This is a genomic window from Lysobacter sp. HDW10 (assembly GCF_011300685.1).
In the GTDB taxonomy this organism is placed as follows: Bacteria; Pseudomonadota; Gammaproteobacteria; order Xanthomonadales; family Xanthomonadaceae; genus Solilutibacter.
The window spans coordinates 1614133-1636772 of the sequence record NZ_CP049864.1; the positions used below are offsets into that span (position 1 = coordinate 1614133).

At 54.5% G+C, this 22640-nt stretch carries 24 protein-coding genes and 2 tRNA genes; 15 read left to right on the forward strand and 11 right to left on the reverse strand.

Annotated features, from left to right (window positions below; genetic code table 11):
* Positions 1–68: 68 nt before the first annotated feature.
* A complete protein-coding gene (gene sul2 / locus G7069_RS07785; RefSeq protein ID WP_001043260.1) occupies positions 69–884 on the reverse strand; it encodes a sulfonamide-resistant dihydropteroate synthase Sul2 in 816 nt (271 codons plus the stop codon).
* Between the two features lie 414 nt (positions 885–1298).
* Positions 1299–1934, reverse strand: a complete 636-nt coding sequence (locus tag G7069_RS07795; RefSeq protein WP_205758703.1) for a hypothetical protein — start codon at positions 1932–1934, stop codon at positions 1299–1301.
* A gap of 225 nt (positions 1935–2159) precedes the next feature.
* Between G7069_RS07795 and G7069_RS07800 the strand changes: the two genes are divergently transcribed.
* Genes G7069_RS07800 through G7069_RS07825 form a run of 6 tightly spaced genes read left to right on the forward strand, consistent with a single transcriptional unit; the run spans position 2160 to position 6655 of the window.
* Positions 2160–3053 carry a pirin family protein gene (locus G7069_RS07800; protein ID WP_166296033.1) on the forward strand — a complete coding sequence of 298 codons (894 nt, stop codon included), beginning with the start codon at positions 2160–2162 and terminating at the stop codon, positions 3051–3053.
* A gap of 26 nt (positions 3054–3079) precedes the next feature.
* On the forward strand, positions 3080–3490 hold the full coding sequence (locus tag G7069_RS07805) for a VOC family protein (protein WP_240912519.1): 411 nt from the start codon (positions 3080–3082) through the stop codon (positions 3488–3490).
* 18 nt (positions 3491–3508) lie between these two features.
* The gene (locus G7069_RS07810) at positions 3509–3697 is read left to right on the forward strand and encodes a hypothetical protein (RefSeq protein WP_166296039.1); all 189 of its coding nucleotides are present in this window, start codon (positions 3509–3511) and stop codon (positions 3695–3697) included.
* A gap of 49 nt (positions 3698–3746) precedes the next feature.
* Positions 3747–4661, forward strand: coding sequence for a pseudouridine synthase (locus G7069_RS07815; protein WP_166296042.1), 915 nt, complete (start codon positions 3747–3749; stop codon positions 4659–4661).
* A gap of 60 nt (positions 4662–4721) precedes the next feature.
* Positions 4722–5918 (forward strand): DNA cytosine methyltransferase, encoded by a 1197-nt coding sequence (locus G7069_RS07820; protein ID WP_166296044.1) that lies wholly within the window; start codon positions 4722–4724, stop codon positions 5916–5918.
* The gene (locus G7069_RS07825; RefSeq protein WP_166296047.1) at positions 5918–6655 is read left to right on the forward strand and encodes a hypothetical protein; all 738 of its coding nucleotides are present in this window, start codon (positions 5918–5920) and stop codon (positions 6653–6655) included. Before G7069_RS07820 ends, G7069_RS07825 begins: the two co-directional genes overlap by 1 nt.
* Before the next feature lie 945 nt (positions 6656–7600).
* Here G7069_RS07825 and G7069_RS07830 read toward each other — a convergent pair.
* From G7069_RS07830 to G7069_RS07840, 3 genes are all read right to left on the reverse strand, one after another.
* Complete coding sequence (locus tag G7069_RS07830; protein WP_240912521.1) at positions 7601–9376, reverse strand: AAA family ATPase; 1776 nt, start codon at positions 9374–9376, stop codon at positions 7601–7603.
* Positions 9377–9674: 298 nt separating this feature from the next.
* Positions 9675–9767, reverse strand: a tRNA-Ser gene (locus G7069_RS07835).
* 69 nt (positions 9768–9836) lie between these two features.
* Positions 9837–10544 (reverse strand): PASTA domain-containing protein, encoded by a 708-nt coding sequence (locus G7069_RS07840; protein WP_166296053.1) that lies wholly within the window; start codon positions 10542–10544, stop codon positions 9837–9839.
* Position 10545: 1 nt separating this feature from the next.
* Between G7069_RS07840 and G7069_RS07845 the strand changes: the two genes are divergently transcribed.
* The 5 genes from G7069_RS07845 to G7069_RS07865 all read left to right on the forward strand — a co-directional run bounded on the left by G7069_RS07845 (position 10546) and on the right by G7069_RS07865 (position 13763).
* Positions 10546–10740: a hypothetical protein gene (locus G7069_RS07845; protein ID WP_166296056.1), complete on the forward strand. Its 195-nt coding sequence runs from the start codon at positions 10546–10548 to the stop codon at positions 10738–10740.
* Between the two features lie 93 nt (positions 10741–10833).
* A complete protein-coding gene (dnaX, locus tag G7069_RS07850; protein ID WP_166296059.1) occupies positions 10834–12480 on the forward strand; it encodes a DNA polymerase III subunit gamma/tau in 1647 nt (548 codons plus the stop codon).
* Between the two features lie 9 nt (positions 12481–12489).
* A complete protein-coding gene (locus G7069_RS07855; RefSeq protein ID WP_166296062.1) occupies positions 12490–12810 on the forward strand; it encodes a YbaB/EbfC family nucleoid-associated protein in 321 nt (106 codons plus the stop codon).
* Positions 12811–12814: 4 nt separating this feature from the next.
* Positions 12815–13411, forward strand: coding sequence for a recombination mediator RecR (gene recR / locus G7069_RS07860; RefSeq protein WP_166296065.1), 597 nt, complete (start codon positions 12815–12817; stop codon positions 13409–13411).
* A 7-nt stretch (positions 13412–13418) separates the two neighbouring features.
* Positions 13419–13763, forward strand: coding sequence for a histidine triad nucleotide-binding protein (locus G7069_RS07865; protein ID WP_166296068.1), 345 nt, complete (start codon positions 13419–13421; stop codon positions 13761–13763).
* On the opposite strand, the gene G7069_RS07870 is transcribed toward G7069_RS07865, so the two are convergent.
* From G7069_RS07870 to G7069_RS07880, 3 genes are read right to left on the reverse strand one after another with little or no spacing between them, the layout of a single operon-like run.
* Positions 13760–15688 carry a DUF3488 and transglutaminase-like domain-containing protein gene (locus tag G7069_RS07870; RefSeq protein ID WP_166296071.1) on the reverse strand — a complete coding sequence of 643 codons (1929 nt, stop codon included), beginning with the start codon at positions 15686–15688 and terminating at the stop codon, positions 13760–13762. The genes G7069_RS07865 and G7069_RS07870 overlap by 4 nt on opposite strands.
* Complete coding sequence (locus G7069_RS07875; protein ID WP_166296074.1) at positions 15685–16653, reverse strand: DUF58 domain-containing protein; 969 nt, start codon at positions 16651–16653, stop codon at positions 15685–15687. The genes G7069_RS07870 and G7069_RS07875 overlap by 4 nt, the downstream gene beginning before the upstream one ends.
* Complete coding sequence (locus tag G7069_RS07880; RefSeq protein ID WP_166297652.1) at positions 16653–17600, reverse strand: AAA family ATPase; 948 nt, start codon at positions 17598–17600, stop codon at positions 16653–16655. Before G7069_RS07880 ends, G7069_RS07875 begins: the two co-directional genes overlap by 1 nt.
* 80 nt (positions 17601–17680) lie before the next feature.
* Here G7069_RS07880 and G7069_RS07885 point away from each other — a divergent pair, with 80 nt between their 5' ends.
* Complete coding sequence (locus G7069_RS07885) at positions 17681–18394, forward strand: pseudouridine synthase (protein WP_166296077.1); 714 nt, start codon at positions 17681–17683, stop codon at positions 18392–18394.
* Positions 18395–18406: 12 nt separating this feature from the next.
* Here G7069_RS07885 and G7069_RS07890 read toward each other — a convergent pair whose 3' ends face one another.
* From G7069_RS07890 to G7069_RS07900, 3 genes are all read right to left on the reverse strand, one after another.
* On the reverse strand, positions 18407–18868 hold the full coding sequence (locus G7069_RS07890; RefSeq protein ID WP_240912523.1) for a ferritin-like domain-containing protein: 462 nt from the start codon (positions 18866–18868) through the stop codon (positions 18407–18409).
* A gap of 121 nt (positions 18869–18989) precedes the next feature.
* Positions 18990–19064: transfer RNA gene (locus G7069_RS07895), tRNA-Val, on the reverse strand.
* A 44-nt stretch (positions 19065–19108) separates the two neighbouring features.
* A complete protein-coding gene (locus G7069_RS07900; protein ID WP_166296081.1) occupies positions 19109–19381 on the reverse strand; it encodes a polyhydroxyalkanoic acid system family protein in 273 nt (90 codons plus the stop codon).
* 58 nt (positions 19382–19439) lie between these two features.
* Here G7069_RS07900 and G7069_RS07905 point away from each other — a divergent pair, with 58 nt between their 5' ends.
* The 3 genes from G7069_RS07905 to aroA are packed head-to-tail and all read left to right on the forward strand — an operon-like array spanning position 19440 to position 22626.
* A complete protein-coding gene (locus G7069_RS07905) occupies positions 19440–20216 on the forward strand; it encodes a hypothetical protein (RefSeq protein WP_166296084.1) in 777 nt (258 codons plus the stop codon).
* A 15-nt stretch (positions 20217–20231) separates the two neighbouring features.
* Positions 20232–21314, forward strand: coding sequence for a phosphoserine transaminase (gene serC / locus G7069_RS07910; protein WP_166296087.1), 1083 nt, complete (start codon positions 20232–20234; stop codon positions 21312–21314).
* Positions 21307–22626, forward strand: coding sequence for a 3-phosphoshikimate 1-carboxyvinyltransferase (gene aroA, locus G7069_RS07915; protein ID WP_166296090.1), 1320 nt, complete (start codon positions 21307–21309; stop codon positions 22624–22626). The genes serC and aroA overlap by 8 nt, the downstream gene beginning before the upstream one ends.
* The last annotated feature ends 14 nt before the right edge of the window (positions 22627–22640 follow it).

The following is a 22640-nucleotide window of genomic DNA, read 5'->3' on the forward strand; positions in this document are numbered from 1 at the left end:
GTCGGGTCGCCCTCAAAGGGGACATGCCTGCTGAACCGCGAATATAGAGAAATATCCCGAATGTGCAGTTAACGAATTCTTGCGGTTTCTTTCAGCGCCGCCAATACCGCCAGCCCGTCGCGCAAGGGGCGCGGCTCGTGTGTGCGGATGAAGTCAGCTCCACCTGCGGCGGCGGCAAGCTCTGCAGCGAGTGTCGCGGCCCCGACATCCCCCGGACCACGGCCTGTGAGCGCGCGCAGAAAGGATTTGCGCGAAACAGACAGAAGCACCGGCAAATCGAAGCGCAGCCGCAATTCATCGAACCGCGCCAGCACCGAGAGCGAGGTTTCGGGAGCAGCCCCCAGAAAAAACCCCATGCCGGGATCAAGGACAAGGCGGTTGCGTTTGATACCGGCACCCGTCAGCGCCGCGATGCGCGCGTCAAAGAACGCCGCAATGTGATCCATGATGTCGCCAGCGGGTGCCTCGCGCCGATCTGCCTGCCCGTCTTGCACCGAATGCATAACGACGAGTTTGGCAGATGATTTCGCCAATTGCGGATAGAACGCAGCGTCTGGAAAACCGCGAATATCATTGAGATAGGCCACACCACGCGACAAGGCATAGGCTTGCGTCGCGGGTTGATAACTGTCGAGCGAGACGGGAATGCCATCTGCCTTGAGCGCGTCCAGCACCGGCGCGATACGCGCGATTTCTGTGTCGGACGAAACAGGCGCGGCGTCGGGATTGCTGGATGCCGGACCGAGGTCGATCACATCTGCCCCCTCGGCCATCAGCTTACGCGCCTGCGCAATGGCTGCGTCTGGCGCCAGATACCGGCCTCCATCGGAGAAACTGTCCGAGGTTATGTTGACGATGCCGAAAATGATGAGCGATTTATTCATGGGGGCTTCTATAATAATAATAATCGAGCATGAGTCTCATACGGATGCTCGGGTCGAAAGGGAATCCCCAGGCGAGTAACCTGTTTGCGGTGATCCATTAGCTGCAGGAGCAGAAGAGCATACATCTGGAAGCAAAGCCAGGAAAGCGGCCTATGGAGCTGTGCGGCAGCGCTCAGTAGGCAATTTTTCAAAATATTGTTAAGCCTTTTCTGAGCATGGTATTTTTCATGGTATTACCAATTAGCAGGAAAATAAGCCATTGAATATAAAAGATAAAAATGTCTTGTTTACAATAGAGTGGGAGTGATCACGCATTGTTCCTGCGGGCATCGATGCGGTGGCTTGGTCTGAAGCGCAGTAAGGCTTAAGCGCGGCGGCGCGCCCAAATTCGCGGCCCCGTGTCTTGGCTTCGTGTTACATCTCCGGAATTGCGTCAATTGCGGCCTGATCGCCCTTCGAATAATCATTTTGACTCTTAACGTTGCCAGATCGCGCATTCGCAGCGTTGCGTGCGTGTTGCGCCCGCAGTTCGGGATCGATGACGTCCATCTTGCGCGGCATCTCAGCAAACGCTTGCTCGCCAGGCATCAATTGGCAGTTCCTAGTGAGCGTGTTGACAGCATCGCCGGTGGTTGCCGTGACATCTTGAAGATTTACCGTAACGCCTAAGGTATCGCCAAGCGGATCGAGGCGACTGCATATTTCATTGAGGGTCGCGTAGCTTTTCAGTTCCGGTCCGCTCACGCGCACCAGCAAGTTTTGTGTATCGACCCATGCTGCACCGCGAACACCTTGCATCTGCAAAACGATGGATCGGGCTGCTTCCGGATCAACACGACGCGTGACATCTTGAAGTCGCATGGACTTCATCATGTCCGAATGAAGTGCCGTGAACTGCTCCTGCACGACGGCCTGATTGCCGAGCGTTGCGGCCGCATTGATTGCCGCAATTCTCGCAGCCGTTTCGGCGGGATTGAGTGGCTGACCTGCACGCGTGGTTGGCGCGCCGACTTGTTCTTCGGGTGCGCAAGCAGACATCAGCGCCAACATTAAAGGGAGTCCGACAGCGCGGATTCCGACATGCTTCATTTTTGTGGCCGCTCGGGCGGCGCTCAATACTCGGTTCATCCGCATCCCCAATGCGATTGGCCTCTCAACAATGTCGAATTTAGCAGGCCTGCACGTCTTTTCAATGGATTTTCTCTAGAGAATTTTGATCCCAAATCCTTTACATCATTGGTAGTACGCTTCGGTGATCACATTCGGAGACCGTGCATGTCTGTTGACCTCATCATTGACAAGCGCATTCACGACTTGGGCGGTGGCTTCCAAGTCGGTCGGCTGCTGCCATACCGCGCGCGTCGCATGGTGGGGCCGTTTGTGTTTTTTGATCACATGGGGCCGATGGATCTTGCGCCCGGGATTTCAAAATCCTTAGACGTACGACCGCACCCGCATATCGGTTTGAGCACCGTGACGTATCTCTACGACGGCGCCATGACCCATCGAGACAGTCTCGGATTCAAAATGGAAATTCGACCCGGTGAAGTCAATTGGATGACGGCAGGCAAGGGCATCACGCATAGCGAGCGCTTCGAGCGCGCACGACTCGAAGGCGCACACATGCATGGCATTCAAGCGTGGGTCGCTTTGCCTAATGAGGCCGAAGAAGTGGACCCGAGATTCACCCACCACGTGGGCCACGATTTGCCCACGTGGTCGGAAATGGGCGTCAAGGGCCGCTTGATTGCTGGGGAAATGGACGGGCTGAAGGCAGGGGTGCCAACGCACTCGCCCTTGTTCTATCAGCATTTGGAAATGATCCCAGGTGCAAAGCACACAGTATCAACGGCATATACAGAGCGGGCCCTCTATGTAGTGAGAGGACACCTCGACATCAACGGACTTGAACTGGAAGCTGGTCAAATGGCTGTGCTGAAAGCAGGGTCTCCGGTCGACATACGCGCGATTGCGGAGTCCACCGTCATGGTGTTGGGTGGTGAGCCTGTGGGTGAGCGATTCCTGTTGTGGAACTTTGTTTCATCGTCCAAAGATAGATTGGCCCAAGCCGCAGAAGATTGGCGACAACAGCGTATGAAGTTGCCTGTTGGCGATGAACTCGAATTCATTCCATTGCCAGACAGCGCGATGCCACCAAGTAAAACTTGAGATTCAAGGATTTCAATATGTCAGACATGATCTTCGTCAATTTGCCCGTCGCAAATCTCGAGCGCTCCAAAGCGTTCTACTCGGAACTTGGTTTTGAGAACAACCCGGTATTCACAGATGAGACGGCCGCGTGCATGGTGCTGAACGACCACTTCGCCGTGATGCTAATTAGTCATCCGCGATGGGCTGAATTTACAAAACGTCCAATTCCATCGAAGGATTCGAGTGAAGTGATGATTGCCATGCCGCGAGAGAATCGCGCGGCTGTCGATGCATTGCTTGACGTGGCCCAGAAGCTAGGCGGCACACCCGATGTCAATCCGACGCAAGATCTAGGGTTCATGTACAACCGGTCGTTCACAGATATTGACGGGCACATCTGGGAAGCATTTTGGATGGACATGGAATCTTTCCCGGGAAACGAGAAGACCGGGTAGCGTTGGCAAGGAGGATGTATGAAGCAGTCCGCGTATGCAAAGCTTGTGGGGTCGATTTTTGCGTTGTTGGCGTTGTTCCACATCTACCGACTAGTCGTTGGTCTACCGATGGACGTCGGTGGTTGGTCAATACCGAATTCAATGTCGATTCTCGGCTTAGTGCTTTCGGCTGGATTGAGCTGGCTCGGATTTAAGTCGAAACCTTAAGCTGCTTCGCTGTCCGCAAAGCGTGCCGCGACACGCTACGCTTTACGGCATGACAGAGGCTCCAGTTCGGGCGAAACACGCCAGTCGACTTCAACTACCGCAAGGTGAATGGGAGACGCTTCTATCTGGATTGTGCGCACGGTTTCCACAAATCTCTGAAGAGACGTGGCGCTCTCGGTTTGATCGGGGGTTAGTCACGGACGCCGAGGGTCGTGTGCTTTCACCGACTACGCCTTACAAGGTCGGGCTTGAGATTCGGTATTTTCGTGAGGTTGAAGCCGAGCCGATCATTCCATTTACCGAATCGATCGTGTACCAGGACGAACACTTAGTTGTGGCAGACAAGCCACACTTCCTTCCAGTGATGCCAGCAGGACGATTTGTTCGAGAGACGCTTCTGACGCGATTGATAGAGAAGCTTGGCAATCCTGATTTGGTGCCCTTGCATCGTATTGATCGCGAGACGGCGGGGTTGGTCATGTTCTCAGCCAACCCGCAAACGCGTGATGCTTATCAGGCGTTGTTTAGAAATCGAGAAATTGAGAAGCGTTACGAAGCGCTTGCGCCCGCTCTGCCGCACTTAACGTTTCCCATGGTGAGGCGAACCCGAATAGTGCAGGGTCATCCATTCTTTAGGATGCAAGAGGTTGAGGGTGAGCCAAACAGCGAGACGCGAATTGAAGTCTTGTCTATGGATGGAGAGATCTGGCGTTACGCATTGTTCCCGGTGACTGGGCGTAAGCATCAGTTGCGAGTGCAAATGGCGGGGTTGGGGGCGCCAATATTGAATGATCGCTCGTATGATGAACGACAGAAGTGTGATTTCGATGGGTATTCTCGGGCATTGAGATTGAGAGCGGATAGACTGAATTTTGTTGATCCCTTGACTGGTTCTATCAGGTCGTTTGTCGCTCACAGGGCTAGTGAAAATTGGAGTTCGGCGAATTGGCTAGGTTCGCGATAGAGCTCTTTATGTTGAGTGACGATTGGGTAACAATTACGTTCCGAAAAGAGATTAAATGCTATGCAATCAATTGGCCAAACTCTTCGTTCAGTTGAGCTTTTCACGGGGGCTGGGGGGCTGGCACTTGCTACTCATATGGCAGGTTTCCGGCATGAGCGGCTATTGGAATGGAACGACGATGCTTGTGAAACTTTGAGACATAACGCAAAGCGACGTGCATTAAGTGGGTTAGGTGGCTGGTCGAACAAAGTCATCCAAAGTGACATTCGTGACATTCAATTTGGATCATTCTCGGGCGTTGATCTCGTCGCAGGGGGGCCACCTTGTCAGCCATTCTCTTTAGGTGGAAGACATGCAGGAATGGAAGATAAGCGGGATATGATTCCGCATTTTATTCGAGCGGTCCGTGAGACTGCGCCTCGTGCATTTATTATGGAGAACGTTAGAGGTCTAACGCGAGAAGCTTTTTCATCCTATTTCCAGTTCTCACTTCTTCAACTTTCATACCCCGAAATTGTCCGCAAAAAGGGTGAGTGTTGGAACACACATCTGGCACGTTTACATCAGCACCATACTTCGAGTCCTAGAAAGTCAGGCCTTAGCTATAGTGTAGTGCACCATGTACTGAATGCAGCAAATTTTGGCGTTCCTCAGTCTCGCGAGAGAGTATTCATCGTCGGATTTAGATCTGATATTGATGCGCACTGGAGCTTTCCCGAACCAACGCATTCTCAGAATCAGCTTCTTTTTGATCAAATTGTGTCCGGAGACTACTGGCGCAGAATCGGGTTGCGAAAAAGAGTTGTCGCGCAAATCTCCGCTTCGCGATTGAATGTGATCAAACGGGATGCTGGGATATTTAAGCCTTGGCGCACCGTGCGCGAAGCTATTGCTGATCTTCCGAAACCCTTCACGAATAGGGATGATGACGGAACGTACTTCAATCATCGTCTACAAAATGGCGCGCGACCATATGCGGGCCATACGGGGAGCCCAATCGATGGTCCCAGCAAGACTCTAAAGGCAGGCGCGCATGGCGTACCGGGCGGTGAAAACATGATTGCTTTTCCAGATGGATCCTATCGCTACTTCACTGTGCGAGAGGCTGGTCGCATACAAACGTTTCCAGACACTTGGCATTTTGAAGGCGCATGGTCAGAGGCGATGCGGCAGCTCGGAAACGCTGTGCCAGTCGAATTGGCGATGGTTGTTGCCAAAAGCGTGGCAAAAACATTGAGAGCCGAGGCGAAAAATTAATGCACGCAATTTACAGTTTTGACTTTCTCAATACTGTCTCGGAGCAATTGAGCAAGGAGCTGGAATCGTTATCTGTTTCGCGCCTGGAGTATTCGAGCATTGCGCAATTGGAGTGCTTTCAAACAGAGAATCGCTCGAAACAGGGTGTATACCTCTTGCATCTATGTGGAGATCCTGTCTACCTTGGAAAGGCAGTCAACATTAAAGAAAGACTATTGCAACACCTGATAAAACTTTCGGGTCGCAGAAATATAAATCTCTTGGATGTCGGCTATAAGGCGTTGCTTTTGGATAAGAGCATGAGCACAGCGGCAAACGAAACGGTGCTTCTCGGTTTCTTTCAACAGAAGTATCCCGAAATGTGGAACAACAAGGGCTTCGGTCCAAAGGACCCTGGCAGGCAGCGTGACAACACCAATCCCGGCTTTTTCGACGTGCATTACCCTATCGAAGAAAACTACGTGATCTCCGTCGCTGTATCAAAAATGAGCATTTCAGATCTTTTCAGAACGATGAAAGCTAGTCTGCCATATGTCTTTAGATACAACCTTGAGGATAAGGGTGGCGCAGAAGTTGATGTTTCAAGCGTGCGGCCTGTAGCTCGTGAACTACTTCAATTGGCTATTGACGCATTGGGGCCGGGATGGAAGGGTGTAGTTTTGGCGTATGGAATGATCGCATATCGGACGAACCAAGAATATGAGTTCGGCGAAGAGCTTTTGCCTCGTATTAAGTAAATGCATGCGCGTTTGATGCCTTTTTGTAACTTTTCGTTAGCCAGTGAAATTCGCAACAACGATAGTGATGAAAATTTGCCTCGATTAAGAGATTGCCAATTGAGTGGATATCAAGCCTGAGAAAGTTGACGTAGGTCAGATGCGGCTTGCTTTAATCGTTGTCAAACATTCAACTCGCAGTATTGAGCATGCACATATTGCAAGGCTTCAGTACTTTTATTCGTCATTTTCTCTTCGCTGAGACTAACTTGTGTGACAGCTTCTTGCGCAGAAGTAGCAGCCATTGATTCTTGAAGTTGGGTAACGATGCTTTGCCTCGGCAACTGCGCCGTGGCAGCTGGAATGCCAACCCAAGTCAATTCTGTGGGAGACGGCCGGCATAAATGCACAGCCAGTTGTCGAGTTATGTACTTCGTGGTCGCCGTTTGGTTGTGGATTTGAATTGAGAACAAAGGTTGGCATTGCGTTGCTCCGTGAGGGGAAAAGACGTGTGTCGCGATCTCTTAATTTCAGATTGCCGTTTCCAAGTCTCAAGGACTGCGACTATCACAGCGAAACATGAAACAGTGTTTACATGGGGCAAAGTAACGGAAACGATGCCAATCGCACGACGCAAGGCATCTTGCGCGCGCCCCACAAGAATTGACGCATTTATTGAGTGAGATGAATCACGCCGCGCTATGCACCGCCATATGCATTTATGCCGCACGTTAGCGTGCTGGTGAACTAAAGTGCATGCCTTTGCGAGACGGAGGAGCAGGATCACCCGACAGTACCCGACTTTGCCAAGGAATTGTTTTCGGCTGGCAACTCTGCGCCCGATGGTAGACCGAAGGACGATGAGTCGTCACGCGGGGGGCGGCGATGGCATGTGTACGTGTCTTAGGGGGCTTGATCTTGAGCCCCAAATTAGGGTGTTGCTTCAAAGTGACCTTTTTTTGATAGTCAGACTTTTATTGTGCTATTCACCTTGTCGAATAGTGCGGCAAAATTATCCATTGTGGCTTTGGAGAAAGCTCTTGCGGAATGTGCTCTTAGCAGTGTTTCCGCAACTGAGCCATGGTCAAATTTACCGTGTTTTCCTTCAAGCCGCTTGGTAATCCGATCACCTGCTTGCAGGTCCGCAAGTTTGTACTTTGTGCCGAACGTTTCGTTAAAGAGTGAAAGATAATCTCCGTCGCTGAAGAGGTCTTCCATGTCTGCACTCTTTGAAGAAGTGACTTGGTTAATTTGAATCAAGCGCTGGTCGTCAAGGATTTTGTTGGCAATCATATTAGTCACACGCTGCATGCCCTGGGTGTCTGAGTCCGCGACTACAGTGATGTCAAGATGCGGTCCGACAAGGCTCACGAACGTAGGGATGTTCGTTGCACCGCCACTGGGAAGGATGCGCCAGCGTTCGTCGAGTTTGGAAAGGCCAGATGCACCGCACAACCGGCTTAGCGTGGTGAGATAGATGTAGTCCGATGTCCCCTCCACTACAAGATTGTTTGGCCCGACAAAGAGACTTTGTGCAATGTCATAGCCCAATGCGGCTTGAAGAGGGAAGAGGCTGTCTGGATCGTTCGCAAGTACTTCATCGGTAACCACCGACCCTTGCGGCGGCCCCTTGTCCTCTACTACGCGGACCCGTTCCAAGTGACCCATTTCAACCATAAAAGGAGAGTGGGTCGTATAAACAACCTGTGAACTTGGAGCCAGCCGTTCGTTGATAAACCGCAGGAAATCAGCTTGCGCTTTACCATGCAACGACAAAGCCGGTTCGTCCAAGAGCACTATCGTTGATTCCTTTTTCTCAAACTCACTAAACGCGGTAAGGAACGAAAAAAACCATTGAAATCCGGACGAGCGTTGACTGAAGTTGTTCGAGTAATTTGTCCGGCGATCACGAAGGCGAACTTCCAGATAGCGCACTGCGATTGTTACACCTTGATTCTGATGCGGGTGTTGTTTCTCAACCTTATCTACGTCAATTGAAACTTCAAGATCTGGATTCTGCTTCCAGTACTCGAATACTTGCCGGGTCAAGTCAATAGATACCGCCTCAAGTTCCGCTCTCCGGTCTTCATAGTCATCGGAGCTAAGTTGTTCCGGTGTAGTGCCTGCGAGCGCAACCAACGCTCTTGCGGTCTGCAATTCGCTGTTGCCGGGCTTTTCGTCGTCACCTCCGAGTTTGTGCAAATCGATTCGACCGGGAAGCGTGTTGTAGTTCGTGAATCGGAAGAATGTCGGTACGCGCGGCCAGAGAACTTCGTAAATGAAATCGACTGGATTCTTGTCTGCTAAGTCATTGCTCTTGGTCAGAGCTGCGACCTCAGCCACATCGCTTGCGCTAACCTCTCCGCCTTCTTCAAGATCCACGAGTGAAGTAATTAGCGAAGTGAGCGATGTGGGTTTTTTTATCGCCTTCAGCGTGGTAGCAGATAGGTTGCGCGTGAGGTGTTCTACAAGCACTTCTTCGTTGACGTCTATGTCCCAATGCGTCTCGTTCGCATAGGAGCGGGAGACTGTGAAAGTCGTCTCTAGCAGGGGGTTCTTTCCAAAGCGGTTTATGAGCGAATCGATGTCTTCGCTATCGAGTTCAAAATTTGCTTCGATAAAGCAATTCTCTTTGATGTCACCGTCGCGGCGATCCTTTGCATACAACCAGCGCGGGTACTGATTTTCAATCTCTGGGATGTCACCGTAGGCTGGCTTCAGCAGGTACAGAGCTTCGAGCATCCCTGACTTTCCTGCCTCGTTCTTTCCAACCAAGCACGTCACTGCATCTGACAAAGTAATGGGGCCAGAATCGACAATGTTGCGAAACTTCCTGACTTGATATGTTTTTAGCTGCATAGCGTGCGCGCCCTGACATTGACTTGACTAACCGACATATGCCTAGGGTAGAGCAAGTGCGATGACACGTATCACGATCCAGTAGCTTTTCGAGCGCACAAACAACAATCCCGACACTGTTGGCCGGGATGTTGGGAAAATCACAAAATTCAATTGTAAGTTATTGATTTTGTTATGTATCTGGCGGAGAGAGGGGGATTCGAACCCCCGAAGCGCGGTTTAGACGCTTACACACTTTCCAGGCGTGCTCCTTCAACCACTCGGACACCTCTCCGGATATTGCGCAGGCGCGAGCGCTTGCGAACCGAGGATTTTACGGGCTTGCGTCAGTTCGAGCAATGAATCATTTCGGGTTGGGGCAGTTCACACCGTAGCTGACGATCGTCGCAGGGCCATCTCCGGCCGTGGTGAAGCTCAGGAATGCGCCTGATTTGTGGGCATAGCCGCCGCTGCAGAACCCATAGCCCGTTCCGCTACAGTCGGCGATTTCAGGCTCCTGACTCAAATGGCCGGAGGGTGGGGCGTCGCCTTCCTCGCGCGGCGGAGAGGGTTTCCAACCAGATTTAGCCAGCAGCGCGCGGGCTTGCGGCACTTCTTTGCCATAGAGGTTGGGGACGTCCAAGCCACAGTAGTTTTCAGATGCGGCCAATGGAACGACCTTCATGCCGGTCTCAGAAAGTTCGATATCGGCGCTCAAGTAGTTGGCAGGCGTGAAGTCGCCAATTCGGACCCGATTGGCTATTTGGGTCTTGATGACGCCGCCAATAGGGGAAAGGCTGTCCGCTTCGGGTGTGTCGCCGTACACAAGGCCAAGCAGCTGCTGCCCTTTGTAGACTGCAATATTGCCGTCCTGAACCATGCAGGTGCCGCTGGTTCCTTCTTCGCCACGGCTGAAAATGCCGACACTCGTCAGTTCGCCCGATTTGACCTCACTGGTGATGGTCCACCCTTTACTCGCGGCATCTTTTCCGCCGGCTGTTTCAGGTCGTTTTGAGATAAAGCTGCAAAAGTGGCCCTCGCTGAAGGCTTTTGCCCCTTTTGCGGCTGGCAAAGTGCCAAGCGCAGTCGCATGCAGGCCCGAAACCTCAGATGTCGCCGTAAATCCAGGCGCATCCGCGTTGGCCGCCGCTGCTGGCGCTGTGGTCGATGCAGGTGTGGTTTGGGTGGTTGCTGCCTCCGGTGAGGCTTGGGCGCAGGCAGACAACGTGACGCAAACGGCCAGTGAGAGTGCAGTACGTAGGGATTGATTCATTTGTACGTATCTTTCATAGGATTCACTTACGTTCGCAGCTTGCTCGATTCTTTGCAATCGCTCAGCTCTGGCGTGTCAAAATGGCTTCATGAGCTATCTCGTTCTCGCGCGCAAATGGCGCCCACGTCGCTTCAGTGAATTGGTCGGTCAAGAGCATGTCGTCCGTGCTTTGACCAATGCCTTGGAGACCGGCCGCGTTCACCATGCCTTCCTGTTCACGGGGACGCGTGGGGTGGGTAAAACCACCATTGCCCGCATTTTCGCAAAGTCACTTAATTGCGAGAACGGTACGTCAACAGAACCCTGCGGCGAATGTTCGACCTGTAAAGACATTGATGCGGGTCGCTACATCGACTTGCTCGAAATCGACGCCGCCAGCAATACCGGTGTCGACGATGTGCGTGAGTTGATCGACAACGCGCAGTACATGCCGTCTCGCGGTCGGGTGAAGGTTTACCTCATCGACGAAGTTCACATGCTCACCCGCAATGCGTTCAACGCATTGTTGAAGACGCTTGAAGAGCCGCCGGGGCATGTGAAGTTCTTACTTGCCACCACAGATCCGCAGAAGTTGCCGGTCACTGTTCTATCGCGCTGTTTGCAGTTCAATCTGAAACGGCTCGAACTCGATCAAATCGAAGGGCAAATGTCTCGCATTCTTCAAGCGGAAGGCATTGCGTTCGAACCAGAAGCCATTGCGCAGCTGAGCGACGCAGCGGATGGTTCACTGCGCGATGGTTTGTCATTGCTCGACCAAGCGATCGCTTACACCGGCGGAAAGCTTGAAGATGCCGCAGTCGCAAAAATGTTGGGCACCGTTGACCGCACGCGCGTTGATACCTTGTTGGATGCGTTGACAGAACAGGACGGTCAACAGCTGATGGCAGAGATTGCCGCGTTGGCTGATTTCTCGCCAGATTGGTCAGCCGTGCTCGAAGCCATGGCGAAAACCTTGCACCGAATTCAGGTCAAGCAACTGGTGCCCGAGGCGCTGGTAGATGACACATCTGAAACTTTGGCGCGATTTGCAAAAGCCATTCCACCTGAGCTTGTGCAGCTTTGGTATCAGTTTGCATTGAACGGTAAGCGCGATTTGGAAAACGCACCGACAATGCGCACCGGTTTTGAGATGACGCTATTGCGGATGTTGGCGTTTCGTCCGTCGCAACAGCAGGCGGTGAGTGCATCAACATCTGACACGCCTTCGCTTAAGCCACAGCCGCGCGCAGAAGTGCCGAGCGCATCCGCACCTGCGGCGGCGCCGAAGGCTCAAAAGCCACACGTCGCTGCGCCAACACCGGCGCCAGCACCCGTACGCCCGACGTCTACACCAAGCAACATCGTGCCGATGAATCACGAAGACTGGGCAGCGATGGTGCGTAACGCAAACCTCTCTGCATTGATCGGGCAGTTGGCCATCAATGCAGCCTTGTTGTCGCAGAAGGGCGCCCAGATTGTTTTAGGTTTGCCGCAGGCCATGCAACACATGGCGCGTCCAAACACTTTGCGCGCACTGGAAGAAAAGCTCACCCCGATATTGGGCTATGTGCCGGTCATCTCTGTCGAATTGCAAGAAGAGGTCAAGGGCACCACGGTGCGTGCCCAAGACGAAAAAGTACACAACGAACGCTTGAGCGCAGCGGAACAGGCGTTCCGTGATGACCCCTTCGTCAGCACATTGCTGGCAGAAGGCGGGCAGATCGTGCCGGATTCAATTCAACCGATTAACGAGTAGGAGTCATTCATGCGAGGCAATATCGCGCAATTGATGCAACAAGCACAGGCCATGCAAGAGAACATGCAACGTGCGCAAAACGAGTTGGGCAATGTAGAGGTGACGGGTCAAGCCGGCGGCGGCATGGTTGAAGTCACACTTACGGGTCGCATGGAGTGCCGCAAGGTGCGCATCGATCCGACAACCGTGTCAGACATCGAAATGCTTGAAGATCTCTTGGCCGCTGCGATGAACGATGCAGTGAACAAGGCGAACGCCGCAGCGCAAGAACGGATGAGTGCCGCGACGCAAGGTATGGGTCTGCCGGCAGGCATGAAGCTGCCGTTCTGATTCGATGTCAACACCTTTGCTCGAACAATTGATCGACGCGTTCCGCATCTTGCCGGGCGTCGGTCAAAAAACGGCACAGCGCATGGCGTATCACGTGCTGGAGCGTGAGCGCGATGGCGCGAAGCGATTGTCTGAGGTGCTCTCAGAGTCCGTCGAAAAGATCGGGCATTGCAAACGCTGCCGGGATTTCAGCGAGACCGAGGTCTGCGCCATTTGTAGCAGCGCTGCGCGTGATGCGCAGTTGCTTTGCGTACTGGAATCCCCTGCAGACCGGATGGCCTTGGAACAAGCCACAGGTTATCGCGGCTTGTATTTCATCTTGCAGGGCCGGTTGAGTCCTTTGGATGGCATCGGCCCCAATGAACTGGGAATGGATCAACTGGTTGCACGGTTGGCAGAAGGTGAGATCACAGAAATGATCATCGCCACCAACCCAACCGTGGAAGGTGAAGCAACAGCACACTACCTCGCGCAACTCGCGCGAAACAAATCGGTTAAGCCGAGCCGCTTGGCGCATGGGGTGCCACTGGGCGGCGAACTTGAGTATGTCGATCGCGGCACCTTGGCGCATGCCTTCGGTAGCCGAATTGAAATGAGCTGAGGACGCCATGAGCGAAACTATTTTTCACAAGATCAAGCGCCGCGAAATTCCGTCCGAGATTGTTTACGAGGACGACCACGTTTTTGCATTTCGTGACATTGCGCCGCAAGCACCGGTCCACGTGCTGTTCGTACCGAAGCAAGATTTCGCCACGTTGAACGACGTGCCATTTGATTCGCCAGAAATTGTCGGCCGCTTAGCAACAGCGGCGGCAGCCTACGCAAAGAAGGAAGGCTTCGCAGAGCGCGGCTACCGAATTGTCATGAACTGCAATGAGGACGCGGGGCAAACCGTGTTTCAGATCCATTTGCACGTGTTGGCCGGTGCCCCCTTGGGACATTTCGGCGCTTAAGGTCGAATGCGTCGAATGTCTCGAATGAGTTGTTTGATGCTTGCAGCGGTTTCCCCTTGGGCGTAGCGCACGTCACTGAAGCGACTTGCCAGCCCGAGCATGGCAACTGCATCTGCCGGCCGTGCTTTGGCAATGCGATCCACCCATGCGGACACCGGTTCATGCGGTGCTCTGCCTAAGCCGTGTTTCGAATAGCGTTTGCTGAGTTGATGCCACGCACGCAGCAACGGGTCGGCAATGCGTTCGCCACGTCGCAGAAGCACAACCATCCACGCCATCGCAATTCCGACGGCAAGTACGAACAGCGCAATCAGGGTGCTGCTGTCCACTTTGTCGATACCGAAGCGCTTGAACATGCTTGCTTGGCGCTTCGAGTCAAAGCCCAGAACAAAATCGTTCCAACCGCGACGCATAGTGTCGCTGACTTCCCAAAGCTTTTGTAAGCCCGCAAACGAGCCAATTCGCCCTGGTGCGCGTTCTTCCAAGGTGTCGTAAATATTGGCAGCGGCCACCGCGGCGGTGGGATCAACACGTGTCCATCCGCGGCCGCGCAACCACACCTCCGCCCATGCGTGCGCGTCCGAATTTCGAATCAACCAGTAGTCACCGGTCTTGTTGTAGAAGCCGCCGGCATAGCCCGTGACGACCCGCGCAGGAATACCGGCCGCGCGCATCAACACCACGAACGCAGTGCTGTAGTGCTCGCAAAAGCCAATCTTGTTTTGAAACATGAAGTCATCGATCCAGTGCAATCCGGGTTGCGGCACGGTCAACGAATACGTGAAGTCTTTGTGGAAGGTGTCTAGGGCGCGTTGAACAATGGCCTCGTCGTTTGCGCCCAATTCGGTGCGCCACTGCGCACCCAAGACACGCGTGCGTCCATTCAAATTATTGGGTAGACGCAAGGCACGTTGCATTTGGAATCTGGAGAGAGGCGTCGCATCTTGCGCCGCTGGGGCTGCATCAACTTGCCAACGCGTGAGTTGCGTCATGGAGTTGTCGGTGCGCAACGCGCCATCTGCATTCATTCGAACGCCTTCGGGCACGGTCGTGCTGAACTCGAGCAAGGGCAGAATTTTGCGATCAGTCGGCTCGACGTCGGCGGTGTAGTGCCAGCGCGGCGCAGTCGTTTTGATCAGGCTGCGTCCTGCTGTATCGACGGCCGATTTATCTGCGGGTTTCCATTCGACGCCATCAAAATCCCAGAACACCGTGCCACGCCAATACATATCACTTGCGTTTGGCGGAGCCCCTTGAAAGCGAACGCGCATCGCGGGTGTGTCGTCGATGAGCAACTGACTCCATTCGCCGGGCTTCATCGTTTCGCCCAAGCCCACCTTGGAAACAGATTTCTCGGGAAGGCCCCACAAGGGCGTTGGCAAACGTGGAAACAGCCAGAAAGCCGCCATCGCCAAAGGTAAGCCTGTCAGCAACAATTTGCCTGTTGCACGCAAGGGTTCTCGATATGACCAATCTTCTGAATCCACGTGATTCTCAAGATCGGCCAAACGCATCAGCACGAGAATCGCGGCAACAATCGCAATGGCGCCCAATATCAGCGCAGTCGGGCTTTGATCCAACAAATACGTGGAGAAGGGTGCAAACGTGGCGAAACCCACCAAGCTGCGCCCGTCACGGACCGTCAAAGTTTCAGAAGGTTTGATGGCAAGCATCGCGGCCAGCAGTGCACAGCCGGTGTCGCGGCCGAAGCCTCGATACACCATGAATACCGCCGTCACGACGATGATCAACAACAAGATCTTGAGCAAAGCGGGTAGCGGATGTCGCCAGCTTGCAATCGTCGTCAATAGGGCGGTGCCGGTGATTGTCAACGCAACCGGCAGTTCCAACTGCAGCATCAGCGGCAACATGCACAAGCCCAAGGCAAGCATGACGTAGGGCCGCGTTTTCGCGTCCAAGGTCATGCGTGTACTCCGGGTAGACGCGCCAAAGCTTCTAGACATGCGGCGCGATGCGCGGGGCCGGTGTTCGCCTCAACCACATGGAGACTTGGCAATTGCAAGGCATAGCGGCGGCCCATTCGGTCTGCCAACACGACCCAATGGGCCAATCGTGAAATGGCGCGCTCATGCGGCAACTGACGCACCTGCATCCAAGCGAGGAGTACATCGGCTTGAACGGCTTGTTCGTACTCACGCGCTAACAGTGCACCGCTTTTTGCCGATGCTTTCCATGCAATAGAACGCATAGGGTCACCGTGTCTGTATGCACGGAGTTGATGCACATCGTCACCCCCTTGCGCAGCGCGCATGCGCGATGCATCCGCGGTCGCTTCGGGCAAGGGCGGGCCGTTCTCTTCCAGTTCCGGATAAACAATCCAACCGTAAACCGGGTACAGCCAACTCCAGGTATGTGCGAGCCCCATCGGACGCGTCGTCCAAATGCTGATGCGATCAATTTCGTGCCAGCCCCGATGCGCCATTGGCAATCGAATCTCTGCAACGCTGTCGGTTGATGCGGGCATCATTAACATCGTTGTGGTGTCTTCAATCCCGATCATCACGCCGGTGCGTGGGCGTGCATCCACGGCATTGAAAGAAAGTCGCAAAGTCGCGTCGTCGCCCGCATGTACCGGATCTGCGTGGAGACTACGGAGGGTCAGCCCTGAGAGTTGCAAATGACCTGTGAGGAGGCCGGCGAGCCCAGCCGTGCCCAACATCAAGGCGAGCAATAGCGCAGGGTTGTTGTTGTAGTTCAACGCGCCCCCGGCCATGACGAAAACGACGGCCGAGAAGAACAGACCAAATTTTGTCGGCAAGACATACACCCGACGTCGATCGATGAGGACGGGGAGTGCATCGATTCGATCGCGGCGGATGAATCGTTCCAGCCTCAACCACAAGGGTTTGCGAGACCGCTTGAACATCATTAGTCCACAGGCACGGCAAGCATGACCGATTGAGCGAGACTGCGCGCCTCCTTAGCATCTCCATTCGACATCAATCGATGCCCAGCGACGTGCACAAAGAGCTGCTGGATGTCTTCCGGTCTCGCGTGATCGCGACCTAACAACAAGGCATGCGCACGCGCAGCGCGAAGCAATGCAATGCCGGCACGCGGTGAGAGGCCCACACGAACACCCGGATGATTGCGGCTGCGTGCAAGCAAAGCCTGCACATAGCTCACCAATGCTTCGCTGACGTGTACGCGGTCAACGGCCTCGCGCAATTCGCTCAGCATCGCCGGCGTCAGAATGGCACGCGCAGATTGCAGCAAGGTGCGGCGATCCACGCCAGACAAGAGTTCACGTTCGGCCTGTTCGCCCGGGTAGCCCATCGAAATGCGCAACAAGAAGCGATCCAATTGCGAGTCCGGCAATGGATAGGTGCCGACCAAGTCGACCGGGTTTTGCGTAGCGATAACAAAGAAGGGTTCCGGCAGCGGATGCGTTTCCCCATCGACGGTCACTTGATGTTCGGCCATGGCTTCGAGCAACGCGCTCTGGGTGCGCGGCGGTGCGCGGTTCACTTCATCTGCCAGCAGCACATTGGTGAATACCGGACCTTTGTGGAATTCAAAGCGGTTCGCATGGGTGTCGTAGATGGAAACGCCCACGACGTCAGCGGGCAACAAGTCCGAGGTGAACTGGACGCGTTGGAAGCCCAAGCCCAGGCTGGAGGCGAGCGCATGGGCAAGTGTGGTTTTGCCCAAGCCCGGCAAATCTTCAATCAGCAAATGCCCGTCGGCGAGCAGTGCGGTAAATGCAAGTCGCACTTCGAGCACTTTGCCCAGCACGACTTGGTTCACTTGGGCCATGGCTTCTTGTAAAGCCTGCGATAATGCGGGGGTCAGGCCTGCGTCTGCTTTTCCGTGCATCGTGTCAATTTGCGAGGGATTCATCGCAGTCTAGCTTGTTCGGCCTTCGTGCCGCATCGTTTTGACTCGGCAGGAAGTTCATGCGCCTCAGCAAATACATCAGTGATACCGGATTCTGTTCACGCCGCGAGGCGGATCGGCTCATCAGTGCGGGTCGATTGACCATTAACGGTACGCGCGCCCGTGTGGGCGACGAAGTGCAAGAGGGCGACGACATCCGCTTGGATGGCGAAAAATTGGTTGCGCGTAGCGCCGCCAAAGGCCAGCGCAAGCACGTTTACATCGCGCTCTACAAACCCGTGGGTGTGACCTGTACAACCGACGAATCCGTGAAAGGCAACATCGTGGATTTTGTCGATCACGACCAGCGCATTTTTCCGATCGGACGTCTCGACAAAGATTCAGAAGGCTTGATCTTGCTCACCAGCAACGGTGACATCGTGAACGAAATTCTTCGCGCCGAGAACAAACTCGAAAAAGAGTATTGGGTCGGCACCAATAAGACGGTGACTGAAATCTTCCTACGCTCAATGGCGAAAGGCGTACCGGTGCACGGTCAGATGACCTTGCCATGCAAAACCGCCAAGCTTGGCGCAGTGGGCTTCAAAATCACCCTTGTGCAAGGCTTGAACCGACAGATTCGCTTGATGGCTTCACATTTTGGCTATCGCGTGAAGCAGCTGGTGCGGATGCGCATCGGCACGGTCAAGTTAGGCCATTTGAAACCAGGGCAATGGCGAAACTTGACCGACGCCGAGTTGAGGGCATTGCTGCCACTACGCACCGAGTGGTGAGGCGAACCTCACTCAATCATGAAACGGCGCAATCTCACCGGGCTTGCGCAGCATCTTGTTGACTTCATCCATGTGCTGCTCTTCGTGCACGATCAGTTCACGCGCATATTCTTCGAGCAACACAGACTTGCCTTCGACCAATTTCAGCAGGTCGTAGTAGGCGGCAAGCGATGCATTTTCGTGGCTCAAGCTTTCACGCAAAATGTCGCCAATGTCGTGGCGTTCCGACTCCAACAACTGACCGATCTTCAAAGACGGGTGACCGCCCAGCAAGGTGACCATTTCACCTGCGCGATGGGCGTGCACCAGACCTTCTTCGGCGTTTGCTTTCATCCAAGAAACGATCGGAATACGGCCATAGCCATAGATCATGAGCGAATAGTGCGTGTAGCGGACGACACCTGCGAGTTCGGTCTCGAGGATCTTGTTCAGCGCCGCAATGGCGGCCTTGCGATCATCGTCATTCAAGTTCATGGCGTGTCCTCTGGCGTGTAGACGGCCAGTCTAGTCAATTCGCCGCGAGGGTGACGAAATGCAACGCATTCTCGCCTGAGCGTGAGGCACAAAAAAACCGGCAAAATGCCGGCTTATTGTCTGGTGGGCGGTACAGGGATCGAACCTGTGACCCTTGCCGTGTGAAGGCAATGCTCTACCGCTGAGCTAACCGCCCGAGCCGGCCATTTTAACGGCAAATCCGGGAACTGTCACCTACGCTCAGAATTTGTCTTTTAGGATGCGCTTTAGCTCGCTTTCAACGGTGCTTTTCATAGCGGAAAAGAGCATGCCGAGTTTGGCATCGATTTCAAGTTCGCCCGGGTGCATGATGATTTTGCCCTGCACGCCACTACGCTGGAAATTGAGCGCATTGCCTTCCCACTGCGTGACCACACCGAGCTTGTCGGCGAGCTTCTGAGCGATTTCGTCGATCGCGGCACGTGCTTTCGCATCGTCGAATGTGTGTGCGTGTCGCAAATGGATGTGTGACATGTATATTTCAAAGCGTAAAAAACATGGCTGAATGGTGCCACAGGCTACAATCAAAAACGTGAACTCCGTCCGACTCCACTTTCCCAATCACGAGCACGTCGATCTTGCCTTGCAGCCGGGTGCGACAGGTCTTGGGCGCGACCCTGATTTTGACCGCGGCATCGCGGTTGTGCAGCCCGATCAAGATGCCTTTATTCGCATTGTTGTCGATCGCCGTGGCATTTGGATGACGGTTTCTGAGGGTGTTTGGGGTGTCCACGTCAATGGTCGGCCCGTGCAAAGTCTGGCGTGCCTGCACGTAGGTGACAGCCTGCACGTGGAAGGCATGGAAATCGTGCTCACGCGTGAGTCTGTTTCAGGTGACGCGGCTGACAGCGATGCCGGCATTGATTTGGATGTGTTGCCTGTTGTGCCGCACCCGGTGTTGCGCGGCGTCGGCGGCCCCTTACATGGTCAAGCGTTGCCGGTGTCCGCGCGAGATTCCTATTGCCCTGTGATTGATTTGGCGGCGCAAAGTGGTTTGCGCATGCTCGATGCAGGGGAATGTATTTTCGTGCAGGCGTCGCCAGAGACGGGGACGTTCGAGGTGAATGGCTTGCCGGTGACTGAGGCATTGTTGCGTTCCGGTGATCAACTCCGTTTGCCAGGTGGGCAGCGCCTGATTGTTGAATCTCCGCGCACCCGTGCATCGCGCGCACCTTTACCGGAGATGGATGCCGTTGAGTCGCCCGAACCGCAAGCAAAGCACTCCGAAAACTGGTCTTTCTTATGGATCTTGTTGTCGGCCGTGTTCATCGCCTTGGTCTTGCTGGCGGTGCTCTGGTTCGGTGCATGAGCAGGTGGGCGTGTCGTGCGTAGTTTGAATTTCAGTGCCGGCCCTGCGCAGTTGCCTTTGCCGGTTTTGCTGCAATTGCGCGATGAACTCCTTGATTGGCGTGGCACGGGTGCCTCGGTCGCTGAGTTGAGCCACCGTGGTAAGCCGTTTATGGCCTTGGCCGAAGAAATTGAGGCCGATGCACGGGCCTTGCTTGAAGTGCCGGACTCGCATGCCGTGTTGTTTCTTTCGGGCGGCGCAACCACGCAGCAAGCCCTGATACCCATGAACCTTTGTGCCCCAGGTGAGGTCGCTGACTATTTGGTCACCGGCCATTGGAGCAAAGTAGCGATCAAGCAAGCCGCTGCGATTTGCAGCGTGAATGAAGTGGCGAGTGCGGAAGGGCATGCATTCACCCGTTTGCCGCCCGTGTCCGAGTGGCGCAGGCACCCTGACGCGGCGTACTTCCATGTCACCGGGAACGAAACCATTCACGGTGTTGAAGTATTTGATTTGCCTGAGTCAGATGGCACGCCCGTGGTGGCCGATCTCAGTTCAAACATTGCGTCAAGACCCATGGACTTTTCCAAGATTGGGCTGGCCTACGCCGGCGCCCAAAAAAACTTGGGACCGTCAGGCATCACCTTGACCGTTGTTGATCGTGCACTGTTGGCACGCGAAGGTATGCCGCGGCCGGACATCTTCAAGTTCGCGTCTCATGCGGCACAAGGTTCAATGCTCAACACGCCGCCCACCTTGAATTGGTATGTGTTGGGTCTGTGTATTCGTTGGATGTTGAACGAAGGCGGCACGCGTACTTTCGAGCAAAGCAATCTCGAAAAGTCTGCGGCCCTGTATTCAACGATTGATCAGTCCTCCGGCTTCTATACCAATCCAATTGAAGCGTCGTGTCGTTCACGAATGAATGTGCCTTTTGTGCTGCATGATTCAGCGTTGGATGCGGTTTTTCTTGAGGAAAGTGAGCGCGCCAACATGATTGGCCTGAAAGGGCACAAGGCTGTCGGCGGCATGCGTGCCTCCCTCTACAACGCAATTCCATTGGCTGACGTGCACGCGCTCTGCGATTTCATGCAGGAGTTTCAACGGCGACATGGCTGATCCTGCGTCGACACCGCGTGCCTGGCACACGCAGCCCAATACGCGTCCGCTTTCTGGTGCCTTGCGTATTCCCGGCGATAAATCCGTTTCGCATCGAGCGGTCATGTTTGCGGCCTTGGCGCATGGCACTTCGCATGTCAAAGGCTTCTTGGAAGCTGAAGACACGCGTGCGACTGCGCGGGTGATGCAGCAACTTGGCGTGGATATCTCTACACCCGCTTATGGCGAACGCGTTATTCATGGCGTTGGTTTGAACGGCTTACATGCGTCCGAGCTGCCCTTGGATTGTGGAAACTCAGGCACGGCCATGCGCCTGTTGAGCGGCGTGCTATCGGGCCAGGCGTTTGCAAGCACGTTGATTGGCGATGACTCGCTGTCAACACGGCCCATGCAGCGTGTCGCGCAGCCACTTCGTGAGATGGGTGCAGATATTCAACTGTCTGCAACGGGCACGTCGCCGATTCAAATTCGACCTGTGCAACAACTCCGTGGCATTCGATATGAAGCGCAGGTCGCAAGTGCGCAGGTGAAATCCGCACTATTGCTTGCAGGCCTGTATGCCGAAGGCGAGACAGAAGTCATCGAAGTCGCGCCGACCCGTGACTACACGGAGACCATGCTGGCGGCGATGGGCGCCGAAATCGCATTCAAACCAGGCTACGCTCGCATTCGTGGTGGTGTGCCCTTGAAGGCGACGAATGTCGATGTGCCGGGTGATTTTTCATCTGCCGCGTTTTCGCTGGTCGCTGCGCTGCTCGTGCCCGGTAGCCATGTCCGATTGCAGGCAGTCGGGATGCATCCGCGTCGCACGGGCTTGCTCGATGTGCTGCGAATGATGGGTGCAAAAATTGAAGTCGTGCCCGTGTCTGGCGGGGGTGAATGCTGCGATATCGAGATTCACGCCTCGCCGCTACACGGCATTGACGTACCGGAGGTCCACGTGCCGGACATGATTGATGAGTTTCCGATCCTGTTTGTAGCGGCCGCTTGTGCAAAGGGCATCACACGCGTACGAGGTGCCGCCGAATTGCGCGTCAAAGAATCAGATCGCATCGCGAAGATGGCAGAGGGATTGCGCACCTTGGGTATCCGTGTGGACGAAACAGCGGACGGCGCGGACATCCACGGTGGCACGCTGCACGCGGGCGTCGTTCACAGTGGCGGCGACCACCGAATCGCGATGGCGTTTGCCATTGCCGGTCTAGTGGCAAGCGCGCCTTTGAAAATTTGCGATGTGGCGAATGTTGAAACTTCGTACCCGGGGTTTGCGTCAGCCATGGCATCGCTCGGTGCCGACATAGCAAGTGCCTAAGCAACAGTGCCGAC